This is a genomic window from Microvenator marinus, assembly GCF_007993755.1.
Classification (GTDB): domain Bacteria; phylum Myxococcota_A; class Bradymonadia; order Bradymonadales; family Bradymonadaceae; genus Allomicrovenator; species Allomicrovenator marinus.
In genome coordinates, this window is the sequence record NZ_CP042467.1 from 3,210,081 (window position 1) to 3,228,716 (window position 18,636).

General features: G+C 56.2%; 11 protein-coding genes. 10 read left to right on the plus strand and 1 reads right to left on the minus strand.

Going from position 1 to position 18,636, the window contains the following annotated elements; translation table 11 throughout:
* Positions 1 to 72: 72 nt before the first annotated feature.
* Positions 73 to 837, plus strand: a complete 765-nt coding sequence (locus FRD01_RS13200) for an SDR family NAD(P)-dependent oxidoreductase (protein WP_146960357.1) — start codon at positions 73 to 75, stop codon at positions 835 to 837.
* Here FRD01_RS13200 and FRD01_RS13205 read toward each other — a convergent pair.
* Complete coding sequence (locus FRD01_RS13205; RefSeq protein WP_249755604.1) at positions 803 to 2,467, minus strand: Eco57I restriction-modification methylase domain-containing protein; 1,665 nt, start codon at positions 2,465 to 2,467, stop codon at positions 803 to 805. The two genes, FRD01_RS13200 and FRD01_RS13205, sit on opposite strands and share 35 nt — an antisense overlap.
* A gap of 43 nt (positions 2,468 to 2,510) precedes the next feature.
* Here FRD01_RS13205 and FRD01_RS13210 point away from each other — a divergent pair, with 43 nt between their 5' ends.
* The 9 genes from FRD01_RS13210 to FRD01_RS13250 all read left to right on the plus strand — a co-directional run bounded on the left by FRD01_RS13210 (position 2,511) and on the right by FRD01_RS13250 (position 18,437).
* Positions 2,511 to 4,361 carry a hypothetical protein gene (locus tag FRD01_RS13210; protein ID WP_249755605.1) on the plus strand — a complete coding sequence of 617 codons (1,851 nt, stop codon included), beginning with the start codon at positions 2,511 to 2,513 and terminating at the stop codon, positions 4,359 to 4,361.
* Positions 4,358 to 5,785, plus strand: a complete 1,428-nt coding sequence (locus FRD01_RS13215; RefSeq protein ID WP_146960362.1) for an HD-GYP domain-containing protein — start codon at positions 4,358 to 4,360, stop codon at positions 5,783 to 5,785. Before FRD01_RS13210 ends, FRD01_RS13215 begins: the two co-directional genes overlap by 4 nt.
* 201 nt (positions 5,786 to 5,986) lie before the next feature.
* Positions 5,987 to 7,654: a P-loop NTPase fold protein gene (locus FRD01_RS13220; protein WP_146960364.1), complete on the plus strand. Its 1,668-nt coding sequence runs from the start codon at positions 5,987 to 5,989 to the stop codon at positions 7,652 to 7,654.
* 56 nt (positions 7,655 to 7,710) lie between these two features.
* Positions 7,711 to 9,216 carry a YaaC family protein gene (locus FRD01_RS13225; protein WP_146960366.1) on the plus strand — a complete coding sequence of 502 codons (1,506 nt, stop codon included), beginning with the start codon at positions 7,711 to 7,713 and terminating at the stop codon, positions 9,214 to 9,216.
* Between the two features lie 235 nt (positions 9,217 to 9,451).
* Positions 9,452 to 10,108: a TetR/AcrR family transcriptional regulator gene (locus FRD01_RS13230; RefSeq protein WP_146960368.1), complete on the plus strand. Its 657-nt coding sequence runs from the start codon at positions 9,452 to 9,454 to the stop codon at positions 10,106 to 10,108.
* Positions 10,105 to 10,419, plus strand: coding sequence for a divalent-cation tolerance protein CutA (gene cutA / locus FRD01_RS13235; protein WP_146960370.1), 315 nt, complete (start codon positions 10,105 to 10,107; stop codon positions 10,417 to 10,419). Before FRD01_RS13230 ends, cutA begins: the two co-directional genes overlap by 4 nt.
* A complete protein-coding gene (locus FRD01_RS13240; protein ID WP_146960372.1) occupies positions 10,416 to 12,983 on the plus strand; it encodes a PEP/pyruvate-binding domain-containing protein in 2,568 nt (855 codons plus the stop codon). The genes cutA and FRD01_RS13240 overlap by 4 nt, the downstream gene beginning before the upstream one ends.
* Entirely contained in the window at positions 12,983 to 14,227 is a 1,245-nt protein-coding gene (locus FRD01_RS13245; RefSeq protein WP_146960373.1) for an HTTM domain-containing protein, read from the plus strand. The genes FRD01_RS13240 and FRD01_RS13245 overlap by 1 nt, the downstream gene beginning before the upstream one ends.
* Positions 14,228 to 14,432: 205 nt before the next feature.
* Complete coding sequence (locus FRD01_RS13250) at positions 14,433 to 18,437, plus strand: RCC1 domain-containing protein (RefSeq protein WP_249755606.1); 4,005 nt, start codon at positions 14,433 to 14,435, stop codon at positions 18,435 to 18,437.
* Positions 18,438 to 18,636 lie beyond the last annotated feature (199 nt).

Sequence of the window (18,636 nt, forward strand, 5' to 3'; positions counted from 1 at the left end):
GATTGGCGTTTGGCTTGTCTTTCTTGAGCCGGATGAGTAGGAGATATCCCTTCTCTACATAAGGGCCCAAAAATGTCTAAGCATGCTTTCATAACCGGTGCGTCCTCTGGGATTGGCGAAGAGATCGCTCGCGAGTTCTCAAGGCAAGGCTGGTCGCTCACCCTTGTGGCCAGACGGGTTGAGAAGTTGGAGGCTCTGGCCGAGGAGCTGGACACCGAGGTCTTGGTGTTACCGGCGGACCTCTCGGACTGGAAGGTTTGCCAGAGCCTGATCGACCAGGCGGAGGCTAAGTTTGGTCCTGTAGAAGCGCTCATCAACAACGCGGGCATTCAGTATGTGGAGCGCGCGTCAGGTGTGAGTCCCGAGCGCATCGATAGAATCTGGGGGCTGAACGTCTTGACGCCGATGCACTTTATGCACGCGGTCCTGCCTCAGATGGAGGCTCGCAAGGCCGGATATATCGTCAATATCGCCAGTATGGCCGGCATCACTCCTACCCCTGGCATGTCGCATTACAACGGTACGAAAGCCGGAATTGCGGCCATGAGCGAGAGCTTGAGGGTGGAAGTGGAGAGCCAGGGTGTTCACGTGCTGACGGTGTATCCCGGGCCAGTAGAGTCGGATATGGAGGCCGCGGCGCGCGAGCAATACCAGGAGACCGCCGCCGCCAAGTTTGCGCCTATGGGCAAGCCAGACGTGCTCGCCAAGAAGATCTACAAAGCCATGGTTGGGCGCAAAGCTCGAGTGGTCTATCCGAGTGTGTACGGGGTGGCGAGGTACACGCGTGTGACCTCGCAATGGATCACGGATAAGTTTGCGCCGCCCCTGAAAGACTGAGCACTTTGGAGCGTCCACGGCGCGCCATCTCCGCGGTAAGTGGCGGTACAGGTAAAGCACGCACGTCTCGAACCTGGAAATGCAGGCTAGGATTCATGGCCACCAGAAGGCGGTTGGCAAGGTCTGAGTTCAGGTAGACCAATAACGCGAAGAGCTCGTCATCATCGTCTTTGCGAGAGAAAATGGCAGGGCCAGCCATATCGAAGACGACACCTTTTGGCATGAATCGTGCCGAGAATCGCCGCCCCCCAAAGTCCGTGTAACAAAGACCGTTTCTCTCAAGATACGACTCGTCCATCAGATTGGAGGTACGGTTCGTGCGGTAGAACGCCTTAGCCTCGTCCGAGAAGTCTACGGCCCAGTCCCAGTTACCCCACCACGGACAATACGGGCCACCTTTTGAGTAGTATCGGTAGCGCCCTTCAGGGTTTCCACCATCAAGCCCCCAGACAGGCACGAGCTCATCAAAGACCTCAGTCACGGGCCTAACAAAACGCGCGTTATCACCAGTCTTGTTTTGCGACCCCGGAACTTCAAAAAACTCCTCGAGTGCGGGGTACTTTGAAAAAAGCGCAATTTCTTCATCCTTGAGCCAGTGCGCCAGAGGTGCGCCCGGAATCTCATCAAAAGCCTCCACACTCCGACGCGCTGATTGGCATGATTCGTACCGCGCCTCTTTGTCTTCTCCTTTGCCGGATCTCAGGTCGTAGAACTCGGTTGTACCGCTAGAAGTGCGGCTCAACACAAACGCCGCAGCCGAAGACTTTTCGCCGTTCAACCCAGGGAATAAACCCGAGCCGAGGTGCAGGAATTGGTCGAGATGCCAGTCATTAAGAAGGCTTCGCCGCGCGCGCTCAAAGCGTTGGGTGAACCAGATGGTCTGGGGCGCAAGCACGCCCACCACAGCCGTGGCCTGACGTTGCGCGTGGTCGATGAACGCCGAGTAGAGGTCCACGCCAAACTCACCATGCTCCTTAACGCGGGCGCGCATCCCTTCATCCATACTCCGAAGCCCCATATAGGGCGGGTTCATCAGCACCACATCGCATTTTGGCGCGCCCTCAAGGCCGTCCGCAACTTTGATGTTTTCGTGCAAGGCAGCCTGAATTTGGGCACTGACCACTTTGTCCTCGGCACGAATCATACCGGCCAGAGCTTCGCGGCAGAGCGCCACCGCCTCGGGGTCTAAATCCACGCCCCGCACGCTCAAGACAGCATCCTCAACACTGGCACCACTAGAAACTTTGGCGCGAACCCATGCAAACAACATCTGCCCGGCCCCACAACACGGGTCGAGACAGGTCGCCCTCACCGCGTCAACATGTTCGAGGCAGTGCGTAGCCAGTGCATCTGCGACCCAGGCGGGAGTGAATATCTGTGAGGCGACCACGGTATCTTTGTGCTTGGCCTCGTGATGATGATGGGCCTCAAAGCTCTCGGCGCGCGCGCCGCGTCGAAGCTCTTGAAGGAGCCAGCCTTTCCAGTGTGGGTCGTGCGCCCATTGACCCTCAAACTCTTCGACAAGATCCGAAAAATTTGCGCCTTTTCGTACACTTCTGCGGATCTCGGTCACAAACCGCCGTTCTTCAGAAGCACTCAATCGGGAAAGGTTTTTTCGTGCGTTTTTCATCAAATCGACTATGTTGTGCGCACGCGAGCAAAAGGGACGAGAGATGAATGAAGTACGCCGTAGCGCGGAACTATCTGTTGGTGGGGTAATAGACGAACAGCAGTTCGACAAGCGAGAAGACCAGAAAATGGCGCAAGAGGCGAGCGTGATTTTCAATGCGTTTGACCGTCTTGTGACCATGATGCGGGTGTATCCGAAAGGCCATCCACTTCTGGACGAAATCGCCACCTCGTGTGTGGAGCGAATCGAGCGCGGCATTCAGGCTGTAGGCGATATCGAGGTTAAGATTGGGGCACACGCCATCACCACTCTGAACGGAACGCCCTGTTTTTCGGCCGAGAGCTCGGAAAAGAACCAGTACATCTGGTACAACGCCTATGCCGATGGGCTTCAATCCGTTACGTTTCTTCCCGGCCTGACATCATCTGAACTGCTGGGCTTTCTCGGAATCATCAATAAATCGCATGGCGGCACGATACATTCCGACGATGACACCGTGACCCTCCTCTGGGAGCTTGAGCTCGAGCATATCGAGTATTTTGCGGTCGAAGGCTTCGTTGACAATAACTCGCTCGAGAGTTTTTCGAATATGACGGAGCCCGAGGCGATCGCGATGATCACCGATGCGGCGATCGACCCCAATTCACCTGCCACAAAGACGCTACACACCATGTTTTCGGGGCTGACGCTGGTTCAGCTGGACGTCTTCACTCGGATGCAGATCGACGCCCAAAAACGCATGGTCGTACAAGAACTCAAAGACACCGATTTGGCCTATGCGTTCGGCGTTGAGCCGGCGTTGATTAAGAAGCTCGCGGGCGAGTGGACGGAAGGGGCAGACCTTGAGTACAGGCTCATCGAGGCGTTGTTGAGTATCGTGCGCACGGCGCCGGCATCAGAGGCCGCGGCGCGGGCGTCCGACCTCATTCAAGACGTGACGTTTCAGCTCCTCGACAGCCAGCTCTACAACCAGGCCCGCCGAATTTTGGAGCTCCTGCACGACCGGCGCAACCTCTTTAAGAACTCGGAGATCGACCCATTGGGGGCACTCCTTGAGAAACTGAGCGACCCTCTGCAGCTCGAGGCCCTCTTGCATATCTTGCAGGTGAACACTCGAGAGCGCGAAAATCTGGTTAAGTTGCTGCTCTTGCTCGGCCCCCAGAAGGTCTTACGCCAAGTTCTGAACCTTCTCGCGGACGAGAAGCGAAAGGTGGTTGCGGTGGCGCAGCTCGTAGACCTCTGCGTGGCCGGCCTTAGTCCACAGACCGAGGCCGAGTTCATGAACCCCGAGCTCTTGAAATCGCCGACCTATTTTCAGCGCCTGCTCGGCGAGCTCGCTGACCGTGATGTGGAGGCATTTAGCCCAGCGCCGAGGCTGATTCGTGCGGCGCTCGGTACCGAAAACCCGAAGACTCAGACTGCCGCGCTGCACTTTAAGCACCCGGTCTTTAAGGATGCCGTGCTCGCTGAGAAGTACCTGGTACCGCTCTCTCAGGTCACCGATGAAGAGCTTAGAAAGCTGGCTCTAGAAAAGCTCGGCACCTACCACCCAGGTCTCTTCCAGGCGTCCATCCGCGATTCTGTGCTCGCCCGCGATTTTCAAGGGCGGACACACGCTGAGCTCCGCTTCTTGATGCGTGTGTATCTGGAGTCGAGCGACGAGGCTGCGGACGCGCTGCGCGGGATGGTGGATATCGCGGGCTGGTTTAAGGGCGGGCATCGGGAGTTTGCGAAGATGGCGCTCGCGGTGCTCCTGGAGTTTGACGACCCGAAGGCGCGAGCCGTTGCTGAGAAGCGCGCCAACACGTTTTGGACTCATGGGGATTTGAAACGTTCTTACGCCGAAACGCTGGCACGTTTCGTACCGAAGCTAGAGACCGAGGCGGCACAATGAGTGAGACGATTCAAGAGACGTTATTCCTGCAGGAGCGTGGGCGTAAGATCGAGGATACGATCGCGCATCTCGTGGGCCCAAAAATATGCGTGTTTTTGACGCGTATCACCAAGGTTGCGGAGGTCTACGCGGCCGACCATAACCAGACGGTGGTGGCGGCACGTGAGTTCGCGGCCTGGCTCGAGGAGCAATTCGTGGCACTTCAGGAGGAGTCGTTGCAGGTCCAGATGACGGCCTCGAACTTCTTCTTGAACGGTCAGTTGATTCGACTCGATGCCCGCACCTACGCATCAACACTGAGTGTGCGCACGATGTTCATGGGCTATGCGATCAATCAGGTGACGTTCAATCGTGGCGTTGGGGCGGAGGAGGTCATCGGTCTGGTGCAGGCGCTCAAGGCCATGAAGCAAGGGAATCTGCTTGCGCTCGAGGACTTTCGGCAGCCGAATATCGAGCTTGCTTCGGTGGATGAACGCGAGCTCGACGTGGATGCCACTGAGGACCCGAGGCGAGAAATCATCGAGCTTTATGCGGGCCTGATCATCAAGTGTAACGTGTATTTCCACAGGCTTCGTCGCGGTGGGAACCCGTCTACGAAGCATATCAAACGCCTGGTTCAACGGATTTGCGACCAGATCCGGGAGAACGGTGATATTTTCATCGGCCTTATCAACCTGCGAATGATTCTTGGCCAGGATTTTGTTCATGCCGTGAACACCAGTATCTACGCGATGATGCTGGCAGATTCGGTGGAGCTCAACCGCCTAGACCTCGTGCGGTGTGGGATGACCGCGCTCTCGCAGGATATCGAGCGGCTCAACGCGGCAGCGGAGCAGGCTGAGGCTGGATTTCAGACCGGTGATGAGACGCATTTCCAGACGAATCTAAGCTCGGTGATCACGGTGAGTAGTCTCGGGGCTACGGATGTCTTGTCGGCTCTGCGTCTGGTGACGTCGTACGAGCGTGGATTTCCATATAATAAGCCACTTCCGCAAGCGTGGTACCGCGAGGAGCTGCGCCCGCACCTCTTGAGCCGAATCGTCGAGATTGCGCGCCATTACGACATCTTGACTCAGGGTCTTGAGGGCGAGTCCAAATCGCCGGACCGTGCGCTGCAGTCGATGATGATGAAGATGGGTTCGTACTACGACCCCAACCTGATGAAGTTGTTTGTAAATGTGGTGGGGATTTATCCTGTGGGAAGCATCGTTGAGCTGTCTACTGGCGAGCGAGCCATGGTGCTGCGAAGCCCTTCGGTGCTAACCGAGAACCGCATCTCGAACGCCCATCGGCCCACAGTGAAATTGCTCGACTCTGAGCGCATTGTGGACCTCTCCCTGCCCGCCCATGGCGGTACCCGAATTCTGCGCATCATTGAGAATGACTCGGTGGATGAGCGACCGGGCGCGTTCTTTTTGTTCTGATGATAGAAGAGGAGGGCTCTGCCTTTTTCGGACAGGGGGCTTGAGAGGTTAGATTGCCTTTTGGCAACAGTTGTTTTCTCAACTTAACCCGGTCAATGTGTCGCGAGCCGACGAGTTGTTGGAGAAAGAGATGGCAAAGCAGCGAGTTTCAGTTGGTTGATTTCGGGTCAGAGTCTTACACTCTTCAAAAAGAGACTACGAATGAATGCACATATAGAGCGAGCGATCGCGGACTACGTTAGAATTGATGCGCCTGGGTATGCCCTTTTGGTGGATGGAGCCTGGGGGGCAGGCAAGACCCATCTTGTGAACAGGCTTCGCGATGCAGGAGGCTCATTAGAATCAGCTATCTACGTGTCCTGCTTTGGGCTTGAGAATATGACCGCTTTCGAATCGGCACTTGCCATGGCGATGCATCCATCGTCATCCAAGACCGCTGGACTTTTCCGACGGATTCTCGCGCCGACTGCGGCCCTGACAATGGTTCCGGGAGTCAAGGAGACGGCTGGTGCCGTGCTAGAGCAAGTTGAGAAGGTACTTGCTGAACCGAGGAAGGGCATCTACGTTCTTGATGACCTTGAGCGTTCAAATCTGCACAACAACAACATTCTGGGATTCGTTGATTTCTTACTTGAGAGATATGACGCTCACGTGATCTTGGTTGCGAACGTCGGGGAATGGCAAAATGCGAATCCAAAACAATTTGAACGGGTTGTTGGCGAAACGCTAAGGGTCATTGCGGACATTGGAAGTGCGGCAGATAGCTTTGTATATTCCAATATCGAATTGGATGATGTTGCTGCCAAAGCGATTCTCGACACTTTTCGGAAATCCACTTGCCACAACCTCCGCACACTTCGGTATGTTGTTCAAAGGTTTGCGCGACACAACTCCGATCTGGTCCTTTGGGAGGCTTCGGACCATTTCCGCGAGCGATTCTTCGCGGAGCTAACTTGGCGAGTGATCGAACATCGCACTCACCCAGAATGGGACCTCAGGATCGAACCGTTTTTCGCGGTTTGGATAAGGATGCGCGCCGAAAGGGAAAAGAAGGAGCATACCCCCGATGAAGAACGATTCCTGCGCCTGAGTCATCAACATGGCGAGCAAATGATCCTTTCCACTTTTCTTCGAGATGAATTCTGGGTTGATTGCATTTATAATTGGAAGGTTGATGAGGGGAAACTAAGAGAGTTGATCTATGAGTATGGTATTGAACCTCCTCTTTGGGAGCAGTGTCTAGACTTCCCGAAGCTGACCGATTCGAAATTCCAAATTCTTTTGGCTAAAATGGATGAAAAATTTGAAAGTGAGTCAGCAATCGTTGGGCAGCTTCACCACATATCCACGCGACTCTGGAATTCGGAAAAGACAGGGGTTAAATATGGGAGTTTGGAAGTGCACAAGAGCGTTGTTATGCGCAAAGTGGCGGAATTCAATATCCCTCGACTCCTTAGCTTCATTGAGATGGACCTTTCACACGGTGCGGCTGGGTACAGCTATCTTTCCATCGGCAACGCAGAGTTTTCGGGTCTTATATCGGAGTTGAAGCGAATCGCTGGTGAATCACTGGAGCGAAAGATTACGGAAGCGATCTCTGGGTGGACGCCCGATAACTTCCTCGAATCCATTGGTTCGATAGGTTGTAGGAGCACTCACTTGGAGAGTCATAAAGACTCAATTTTTCGAGTTTTAGATCGGCTTGACGAACTCCAATTGCAGGCGGCCTATATTGCGTCAATGCGGGGCGAAGCACCCGGTCTGGGCGAGGTCCTGCGCGAGTACGCAGGCACTCGCCTGGAAGGTGCACCGCCAATTAGAGGCACAATATTGCGGGCGATACATGAGCGCAGGTCACTTGGCCACTAAGCCAGCTGCGAATTCATAGGAGAAAGGCAATGCTTGAGGAAGGTCGTCGAAGCAGAATGGCGCGATTGAACAGCAAGGCGGAAGACCTTGTTAGCGTCGCTAAGCGACAAGGATGGGTGTCGACCGTCAGGGAACTCCCCGATGCCGAAAGTCTGCAGATCACTATCGAAAAGAAGCAAGTCCAGCGACTGATTTCCTGCATGTACAGTGCTTCCTCCTCGCCTGGCTGGTATCGAATTGCATTGAATGGCGAACCTGATTTGCTTGCATTTGTAGGTGGAGTTGCAACTCTCGAACAAGTGAAAGAGTACGCGCAAACTCCAATTCCCATGCCCATCATTGGTGCTTCTGCCCGTGAGTTCACTCCAATTCTCAATCAGTGGGAGACTGACTTGCCAAAAACACGATGGAGAGATAGTGGCGCCACTATTCCCGAACGGATAGTACGAGATGATAAACGGCGAATCGCTTCTGAGGCCCCGTTCGACCAAATCATGATGCAGCTGGGGCAGTTTCGCAGTGTGACGCTGGCTCAAAAGCTACTTGAAGAGAAGTTTGAATTGAGTGGAACCAAAATTCAGCAGAAGGAGTTAGAGTCGCGAGCGGAGGGTGTAGCTTTTTGCGTCCGAAGTGCTTTTTCCTACCTTGATCACGCGGCGATGATCTCGATGAGTCAGCGAATAGTAAGCCTCTATTACGGTTCGGTCGCATTGGCTGAAGCCGAAATCTTGGCGTCACCAAATGGAAAGTCCAGCTTGGATGAGGTGGAAAAGCTAACAAAGGGAGGCCATGGACTATTCGCTCAGTTTAACGACGACCATGGGCCACCTGAATTTGAAGAACTGATAGTTGGCCCACTGCGCAACAACGGATTCTTTCCGCAATGGCTCAAGATTCTCGGAATTCAGCACGACGACTTCAGTGAGGGGAAGCCCAAGAAACCGGAGGATTACAAATCGTCACGTCATATCACATTGGGCGATCTAATGGCTTCCATTCCTGAGATATCCACGCTCTTTCTTGATGCGTCAAACAAGCCTCCTCGTTGGGTCGTGCCATCTCTTGCGCCACGATTGCATGGCGCTGGCCAGTACACATCCACACTTATCCGACTGCGTGATCGATCTGGAAGGATGCCAAAGGAGTACTTTGACGAACTTCCCGATTGCATCCACGATTTGTATTTTGTGACTCCAGAGGAAGAGGATGGTACCGGCCTAATACTAGAGGGCATCGTTAACCATCCTAACCACAAGTACTGGTGGGGCGCCCTCCCTCTTCATCGCAATCGCAACTTAGCATCGTCGTGTTTGATATTACCTGTGTTTGGACGCTGGCTTCCATACCGAGTCCATGCGGTGGTTTTGCTTTACGCTTTGTCCATACTCGTGCGCTATATGCCTGGGACTTGGCAGCGAGTTGTGGGAGGCCCATGGGACCATTACGAGGTCGTTATCGAGTCTTTGCTTGACGGATTCAGTAAGATACTCCCAGAAGTCTTTTTGAAGGAATTGATTCCTCATGACCTTGATGTCTATCTGCCGGGTTCGATCTTCTCGTAGCGCTCTTGCGTTGGAATTCCACAGGTGTAATCGAACTCAAATTTGCAGCACATTCCTGCGGGAAAGTGGAGATCTCTGCTTGGCCGGATTTGAAGTAGTTCAAATTCCGGGGTCGAGGTCACTTTTCAACTCTTGACACGCATTTGAGGAGGACGGTGCCCTACTCTGAGAAACATAGACACGGGGGAGGTTTCTGGTTTATGTTTTGTGCGGGCCATAGCGTTTAGGGTAGAGGATGAGCGAATCCATTGATGGAAAACGCAAGTCGCGAAATGAGCGACGCGCAGACAGAAGAGAAGCCATAAAACAGGCGGCGATCGAGGTATTTTCCGAGAAGGGATATCACGCGGCGAAAGTCTCGCAGATCGTCAAACGCGTGGGCGTGGCGCAAGGCACCTTCTACCTTTATTACGAGGGGAAGCAGCAGATCTTTGGGGAGCTTCTCAACGATTTCTTGACTCTCGTGGTGACGACGGTGGCAAATTGGGAGCCGGCGGAGCTGGATTCGCGCGAGATTTTCCGCGAGGAATTGACGCGGGTCGGCATCGCGCTCACCGACGTGGTGCAAGAGAATCACGGGCTCGCCAAAATCTTCTTCAAAGAAGCGCTCGCCGTCGCGCCCGAATTCGACCAGATCATCCACGACTTTTACGAAACCCTGGGCTCGCTCCTCACCAATTTCAACCGCATTTTGTACGAGCGTGGCCTTATCAAAAGCATGAACTTCAAGGTGCTTGCGTACATGACCATCGGTATGGTCGAGCGCATCATCATGGAGCATATCGTGACCGGTGTGTTGGCCGACGTGGATGCTCGCGAAATTGTGGAACACCTGGTGATTCACTACCTTGATGGTACACTCTCGGAGGTCCCAACCGAGCGCGAGACATGATCGACGTTGTACTTTGTAATTGCCCCGAAAACGTGAGCGACTCATTGGCCAGAACTCTGGTTGAGGAGGGGCTTGTGGCCTGTGTGAACGTGATTCCGGGCGTGCGAAGTTATTATCGGTGGGAAGGCGCGCTACACGTCGACGCTGAGCACACGCTCTTGATGAAGACTGCGCCCGCGCGCTGGGACGCGGTTAAGGCGCGTATCGAAGAACTCCACCCTTATAGCACCCCCGAGATCGTGCGCCTTGGCGCCGACCAGGTCAACGAGTCGTACCTCAAGTGGGTTCTCGAAATGACGGATTTGAAATGACCACACGTACTCCGGAACATCGCGCGCGGCCACGTGTGCAAGCACCTCGTCGGTTTGAGACGTTCGTGATGCCGGTGACGGCAGAGCTGGGCGAGGAAGCGCGACGGCTCGTGGGCGGAAAGGCGTATGGACTGGGCCTCGCGATGCGCGCCGAGCTCAACGTGCCGCGGGCGTTTGTGGTCACCACAGCGGCTTTCGACGCGATGGTGGAGTCGGTGATCACCCAGGTTCAGGACATTCACGAACTGCGCGATGCGCTGCTCAATGCGCCGCTCCCCACCATGCTCCAAGACGAGCTCGAGGAGCTATTCTCCGAGGGCCAGTGGGCCGTGCGCTCGAGTGCGGTGGAAGAAGACGGGGCGCGGAGTTTTGCCGGCCAACAACACTCGGTCCTGGGTGTGCGCGGCGCCGACGCGATCATGCGAGGGATTCGCGAGGTCTGGGCTAGCCTTTGGGACCCGGGAGCGCTCGCGTACCGAGCTCGTCTTGCGGTAGACGGCATGCCGCAATCCATGGCGGTGGTGATTCAGGAGATGGTCAACCCGGATTTTGCGGGCGTCCTCTTCACCCAAAACCCGGTCACGCATCAGGCCGACGAAGCCGTGGTTTCTGTAGCGCTTGGCCTCGGCACCGCGGTGGTTGGGGGCGAGGCAACAGAGACCTTCTTTTTGGAGCGTCCATCTGGGTATTTGAAGCGTCATGAGACCTCGACCCCAGGCGAGAAACCCTTGTTGCGGGGCCCGATCCTCGAGCATTTTGCCCGAATCTCGGATCGCGTCGAAAGGCTTTTCCTCAAAGGCGTGGACGTGGAGTGGGCCTTCAACGAAGGCGAGATCTACGTCTTACAATTGCGCGAGATTACGACCGGACACGACGATGGAGCGCAGTCTGTCTGGAGCAACGCGAATGTCGGAGAGGCTCTGCCGGGCGTCGCCACACCGCTGACCTGGTCGATCCTTCGGGACTTCAGCGCACGGGGCTTTAAGCAGGCCTTTGGGGCGCTTGGGTTAGACGTGGAGCCGGAAGCGGAGCTCGTGGGCAGCTTTCACGGCCGAATTTTCCTCAACCTAAGCGAGTTTGTTCGGATCGCGAGCGCGATTCCAGTGCTCTCGCCCGATACCTTGTTAAACATGGCGGGCGGCGGCGGTGTAGAGCAGCTCAGTGATGTGGCGCGCGAGAGTTCAAAGAAATTCATCGCGAGACTTCCGCAAACCTTACCCAGAATCGTTGGAACACAAGTGGCGGCACCGCTGCTCGCGCCGTTTTGGGAAGCGCATTTTCGAGCGCGTTGCGAGATGTTCTTTGAGCGCGACCTCTACCGACTTAGCCAGCGGGCGCTCGAGAGCGAGCTGGAAGATCTTGAAAAACTCTTCGACCGTACCGGCCTTATGATGTTGGCGGTAAGCTCGAATTTCATGCTCTCTTACGTGCTCACGACCGAATACCTGAAATGGTTTGGTGTGGGCCCCGAGATTGGGAACGAGAAACTCCTTCAGGGGCTGCACGTGACCAGTGCGGAGCCTGGCAAGGCTTTGCTCGAACTCGGAAGAATTGCTCGGCGCTCGATGCGTCTTCGTCGCATTCTTTCGGGCGATTCGGCCGAGGTTTATGCCGAGCTTCAGAAAGCATCGAAGCACGACGATGTCCGACATTTCTTGGATGAGCTGAAGAGCTTCCAGGAGAATTTTGGGCACCGTGCGCCACGCGAGGCTGAGCTTGCGACACCACGATGGCGCGAAGACGTGGTCTTTGTTTTCGACGTGCTCCGCGGGTTTATCGACTCGCCCCACCTTCCGTCACCGCGCGAGGTTGAGCGCGAGTCAGAGCGAGCGCGTGACGAACTTCATGCCCTAGTTTCGCGGGCCCTGCTGCCCGGTTCTCTGCAAGTTTTTGAGGCCTTGCTTGGCATGATGCGTGCCAACGCGGAGCGCCGCGAATCCATGCGGGCACGCGTTGTTGATGGGCTCGATATGTACCGACACTTCTTTCTCGAGTGCGGTCGCCGAATGACTCAGATGTCCATCATCAGACGACAGGAGGACATCTTTTTCCTCAAGATTGAAGAGATTCGTGCGTGGCTCAAGGATATCAATGAAGGGCGCGATTTCCGGCGGCGAATCATCGTTCGACGCGCGATTTTCGAGTCGTTCAAGAGTCTGCCTGACCCACCTTCGACCTTTGTTTTGAAAGGCTCGCAGATGGTCTGGAACGTCAATCAGGAGGCGCTCGAAGGCCGAAGCGAACTGGCTGGACTTGCGGCAAGCCCTGGACGAGCGACTGGGCGTGCTCGTGTGATTTTGAACCCTGCCGGTGCGACGGTTGAACCCGGAGAAATCCTGGTGGTTCCGTACGCCGATGTGGGCTGGACCCCACTCTTTGTGGCGGCCGCCGGAGTGGTGATGGAGCTCGGCGGGCCGTTGAGCCACGCCTCGATTGTCGCGCGTGAGTTCCGGATTCCAGCGGTCGTAAACGTTCATTCGCCGCGCGTCACTCAGGTGATCAAGACCGGCGACTTGATCACCGTGGACGGAGAGCGCGGAATTGTCCTCCTACATGACGAGTGATGCGCCGGCTCTTTGATGCAGTAGACAATCTGGTCCTTTGTAGAATTCGGGCGGGATGGGGTGCGGTTGCAGCCGTGCACTGGGGCATGTTGCTCCTGACCGGCAAGGCCGAGGCCGAGATCGCGGGCTGGGCGGCTCCGATTCCCTATATCGGTTTTGAATGGTTGGTGCGCCTGAGCCCGGCTTGGATGATGGGTCTCGTGTGGACCGCATTCCTCTGCGCGATCTTAGTAGCGGTGGGTCTATTCTACCGGGTGGCGATGCCGATCCTTCTGGGTATCTGGGCGTACGTGCTCTGGCACGATATCGGGATGTACAGCAACTTTTCGTACATCTCGATCCTCACGGGATTTTGGTTGATGCTGGGGCCGGCGGCTGGACGGGTTTCTCTGGACGCAAAGCTCTTTGCTAGCCGGCGCGCCGACGAGACACCGGTCTGGGTGCTCTGGATGCTCAGATTCCAGGTTGGGGTGGCCTATTTTTACGGTGGTGTGATCAAGTTCAACAGCGATTGGATTGCCGGCGAGCCGCTTGGGCCGTGGCTTGCGGAGTCGTCGCACTGGCCGGTGATCGGGGAGTGGCTGACGTGGCGCCCTTTGGTCTTGGGAATGTCGTGGGCGGGGTTGTTCTTCGATCTGACGATCGCGTTTTGGCTACTCTGGCCGCGCGCGCGCCCGTGGGCTTTTGGGGCGGCCGTCTTCTTCCACATCACGAACTATGTCCTGCTTTCCGTGGGCTTCCTACCCTTTATGATGATCGTGGTGACCGGCGCATTCTGGGAGTTTTCCGGGCGCAAGGCGCGGCCTGTGGCGAAGATTCGGGAGCGGGCGCTATTGGCGTTGATGGCTGTGTGGACGATCACCCAGGCTTTGATTCCACTCAGACACCATCTCTATCCGGGTGACGGGCGCATCACGTACGAGGGACAGCGGTATTCGTGGTGGTGGCGTCATGCGCGCCAGGAGGTCAAGGCCAAAGTTTGGGTGGAAGTGGACGGCGTTCGCCAACCAATTCATCCACCGGACTATCTAAATCCTGCGCAATACTCCTTAGTCTCAGACCCGCATGCCCTGGTGATTTGGGCGCATTGGTTAAAAACCCACCCCGATTTTGGTGGCCAGGTGACCGGCGTGTTTGCACAAATAGAGGTGAGTCTGAATGGCCACCCTTTTGTGGTGTTGGTTTCCGACGATATTGACCTCATTAGGCATCCCATCACCCTAAGACATTACGATTTCTTGTAAACGCAGGTTCTGTCTGCGTTGGCACAAAAAACGACAAAAAACCGACGCCTTGCGTCACCCGCTGACGCGACACCGAGAGGTTGCGGCACGCTATATGCCGCCCTTTAAATTAATCAAAAAAATGGCCGGGTTTTCCGTTGACAGGTTTCGGCGCGGTTTGTCAGCCTTGTCTTACCGACAAAATCATATTGTTCTTGGAGAAGACATGCGAATCGCAGGAATCATTGTTGCGCTGCTCTTTGTAGCGGCGTGTGGAGATAGCTCAACCCCCTCAACACCGGGTGACACAAACGGGACCATGCCGCCTTCTGACTGTGCTGCAGGAGAGACCGGTTCCGAGTGTACACCGTGCCCCGAAGGCACGTATTGTGATGGCACGAGCGAGCCTGTTGAGTGTGAAGACGGGACATGGGATCACGACGAGGATGCCGCGACCGAGTGTCAGGATTGGCAGAGTTGTGAGCCCGGTTTTGCACCAGAGAGTGGCAGTGCCGTCAGTGATGCGACCTGTGTCGCTTGCCCTGAAGGCACCTTTGGTGATGGCAATGGCGCGTGTACGTCGTGGACCACGTGTCAGCCAGGCGAGCGGATTGCCGAAATGGGGTCTGCGACTCAAGACCGCGTATGTGAGACATGCGCTGAAGGGACATTCTCAGAAGGTGAGAATGTCACTACGTGTCAGGCATGGCAGACGTGTGAGCCGGGGACGTATGTGAGTCAATCCCCATCGGCCAGCCAGAATCGTGGATGTGCGGCGTGTGCCCCGGGAAGCTTCTCGACGGACGAGGACGCCGCTTCGTGCCCCCCCTGGACGACGTGTCCCGCAGGGACCTCGGTCACGAGCGCCGGAAGCTCGACGCAAGATCAAACGTGTGAGGCCTGTCCTGAGGGGACCTTTACCCAATTCCCCGATTCTGCAACGTGTACCCCGCTTGAGGCGTGCCCGGCGGGGACCTATCAGGTCAGCCCGGGAGCCGCAGATGAGGCGCCTGAGTGTGAAACCTGTGAGACCGGCTCCTTCTGTGCCGGTGACGACGTACCGCCTGTGAATTGTCCTGCAGGCACCTGGGATCACGACCAAAACCCGGCGAGCACCTGTGTGGACTGGACGACCTGTGAGGCAGGTGAGTACGTAAAGACGCCTGGCTCGGCACTTGTGGATCAGAGCTGTGAGGCCTGTGCCGAAGGCACGTTCTCAACACAACCCAATGTCGAGGCCTGCCTTCCAGCCGGTGCGTGTGATGCGGGGAGTGTGGAAATCACACCCGCGACCGAGACCGCACCTGCCGTGTGTGAGGCCTGTGAGCCAGGCACCTACTGTGCCGGTGCAGGTGCCTCTGCGGTGAGCTGCGGCAATGGGACCTGGGACCACGACGCCAATCCTGCGACACCCTGTCGCGTCTGGACCGCGTGTGTCGCGGGTCAATTTGTGGAAGTGGCTGGCACAGACCTCTCAGACCAGACCTGTGCGAGCTGCCCCGCGGACACCTTCAGCGATACTTCCAATGCCACACAATGTCTGGGGTGGACGGTGTGTGCTGCAGGTACCCGTGAAACCGCGGCACCCTCGGCCACATCAGACCGTGTATGCACTGCGTGTGCCGCCGGAACCTACTGCCCAGGAGGAAGTTCATCATCGCAAGGTTGTGAGAATGACACGTGGGACCACGACCAGGATGCAGCGACGGCGTGCGAGAGCTGGTCGACGTGTGAGCCGAGTCAATACGTAGCCACGGCCGGCAGTGCGACTACTGACCGTCAATGCGACGTGTGTCCCGAAGGCACCTATTCCGACCAGAACAATGTGATGTCTTGCACCCCGTTTGGTGCCTGTGCGCCCGGGACGGTCGAGGTCACGGAAGCCACGGCTACTACGCCAGCCGTATGTGATCCGTGTCCAGCCGGCTCCTATTGCCCGGGGGGCTCGGCACCCGAGGAATCCTGCACCGCGGACACATGGGACCACGACGCCAATCCGGCGACCCCCTGCGTCAATTGGACGGTGTGTGCTGCCGGACAATTTGTTCAAGACACCGGCACGAGCCTCAGCGACCGCGAGTGCACATCGTGTGCGGCCGAAACGTATAGCGAGGGTCAAAACGCAGCGTCGTGCACTGCTTGGACTATCTGCGCAGCCGGAACGCATGAAACCAGCGCAGCTTCTGCCACTCAAGACCGCGTATGTACCGCGTGTGCCGCCGGAACCTATTGCCCTGGAGGGACTGACCCTCAAGTGACCTGCACCGCAGGCACCTGGGACCATGATGCAAGTGCTTCGACCGCATGTCAGCCGTGGCAGGACTGCCAGGCCGGCAGCGCTGCACAGGACGGCACCTCCACCACCAACCGAACGTGCACGACCTGTCAGGCGGGCACCTACGCGAGCCAGATGAATGCGTCGACCTGTCTGCCATGCTCCGCCGGAGAATATTGTCCAGAAGGCGCGACGGCGCGTGAGGCGTGTCCTGCGGGCACGTTTGACGACGACCTGAACGCCACAACAGTGTGCGCCTCCTGTGGCGAGGGTGTCTATTGTGCGGGAGGACTCAACCCACCCACCGCCTGCACAGGCAACCAGTACGACCATGACCTCGATGCGAGCACAGCCTGTGAAGACTGCGCGAGCGGATATCGTGCCGCGGCAGATCACCTCTCGTGCGAAAATATCGACGAATGTGCCGAGGAGATGGACACCTGTGCTCAGGTGTGTCAGGACACCTCCGGTAGCTATACCTGCGCCTGTGACACGGGCTACACGCTACAGGCCGACCAGCAAACATGTCAGGCCAACCAGTACTGGGTCACATTGGACACGCAGGGCGGAACTCCAACCACGAATCCTACGGCAGTCACCTACGGTCAGAGCTACGGTAGCATTTTCCCTGGCAACATTGCCCGGGTGGGCTATAGCTTTTTGGGATGGTTTACTCAGGCTTCAGGTGGGCAACTCATTACGAATGTCGCAACCGTAAACATCGCATCCAACCACACCTTGTATGCGCAGTGGGAAGCTAATACGTACACGGTAACGCTCGATCTTGCCGATGGATTTACGCCAGCGTCCACACTTCATGTCAACTTTGACGCTCCCTACACCGGGCTGCCAACTCCCACCCGGGTCGGTTACGATTTCTTGAGTTGGGAGACAAGTGATGGGACAGAAGTGACCGAAACCGATCTTGTGTCCATTGCTGCGAACCACACCTTGACTGCCCAGTGGAGCGACTGGAACTTCAAGGCACAACAAGTGTCAGGGACATGGGTGGGAGCGGGACCGGTATGCGCGATCAGCAGTGGAAACGTGTACTGTTGGGGGGATAACAACTACGGTCAACTTGGGACCGGTGACTTCATCAGCAGCCATACCACACCAAGACAGGTATTGGGCATGAATAATGTCATTTCGATAAGTGCAGGTGTTTTTGCGTGCGCTGTCAAGAGTGATGGAACGGTTTGGTGTTGGGGACTCAATACTTACGGCCAACTGGGGGATGGGACCACCAGTTCATCCAATGTACCGGTCCAGGTGGTAGGGCTAAACAATGTTGTTGAAGTAGGTACCGGAGAATTCCATACGTGTGCCCTCAAAGGTGACGGCACAGTGTGGTGCTGGGGGAGGAATCAGTACGGGCAGACTGGAACCGGAGCGCCTTCGTTAGTTCCAGTTCAAGTGCCCGGAGTTTCGGGGGCGATTGACCTGGAAGCTGGCGTGCACCATACGTGTGTGGTTAAAAACGATGGTACTGTGTGGTGCTGGGGCTGGAATCAGTACGGGCAGAGCAGTGCCTGCACGTCATGTGTTTCTAATATAAGTCCGGTTGAAGTGGTAGGTGTCACAAATGCGGTTAAAGTAACAACTGGGTACACACATTCTTGCGCCTTGAAAAACGATGGGACCGTGTGGTGTTGGGGCCAAGCAACTAGGACAGGGAACCCTTCTTCGTCGTATCCCCAGGCCGTGTTGAACTTAACGGATGTCGCAGATGTGTCTGCATGGGAGATTACCTGCGCAGCGAAACATGATGGAAGCGTCTGGTGTTGGGGACCCAGTAACGTCAACAATTTCTTCGACTATGGATCTGTAGTGACGTCTTACCAGGTTCCTACGCTAATGCCCCATGCTCCTCTTATTCAACGATTCAGCAGTACCATCCCGTTTCACGGAATCGAATTCGATGAGACGGTGAGATACGGCTGGTGGTTACCCTGACTCTCTATCAGGAAAGTGGAGCCCAGATTTCACATAAAAACCCCACCCAAAAAAGCGACAAAAAATCGACACCTTGCGTCACCTGATGACGCAACCAACGGGCGTTGCGGCACGCTATATGCCGAATTTTAAATTAATCAAAAAAATGGCCGGGTTTTCCGTTGACAGGTTTCGGCGCGGTTTGTCAGCCTTGTCCTAC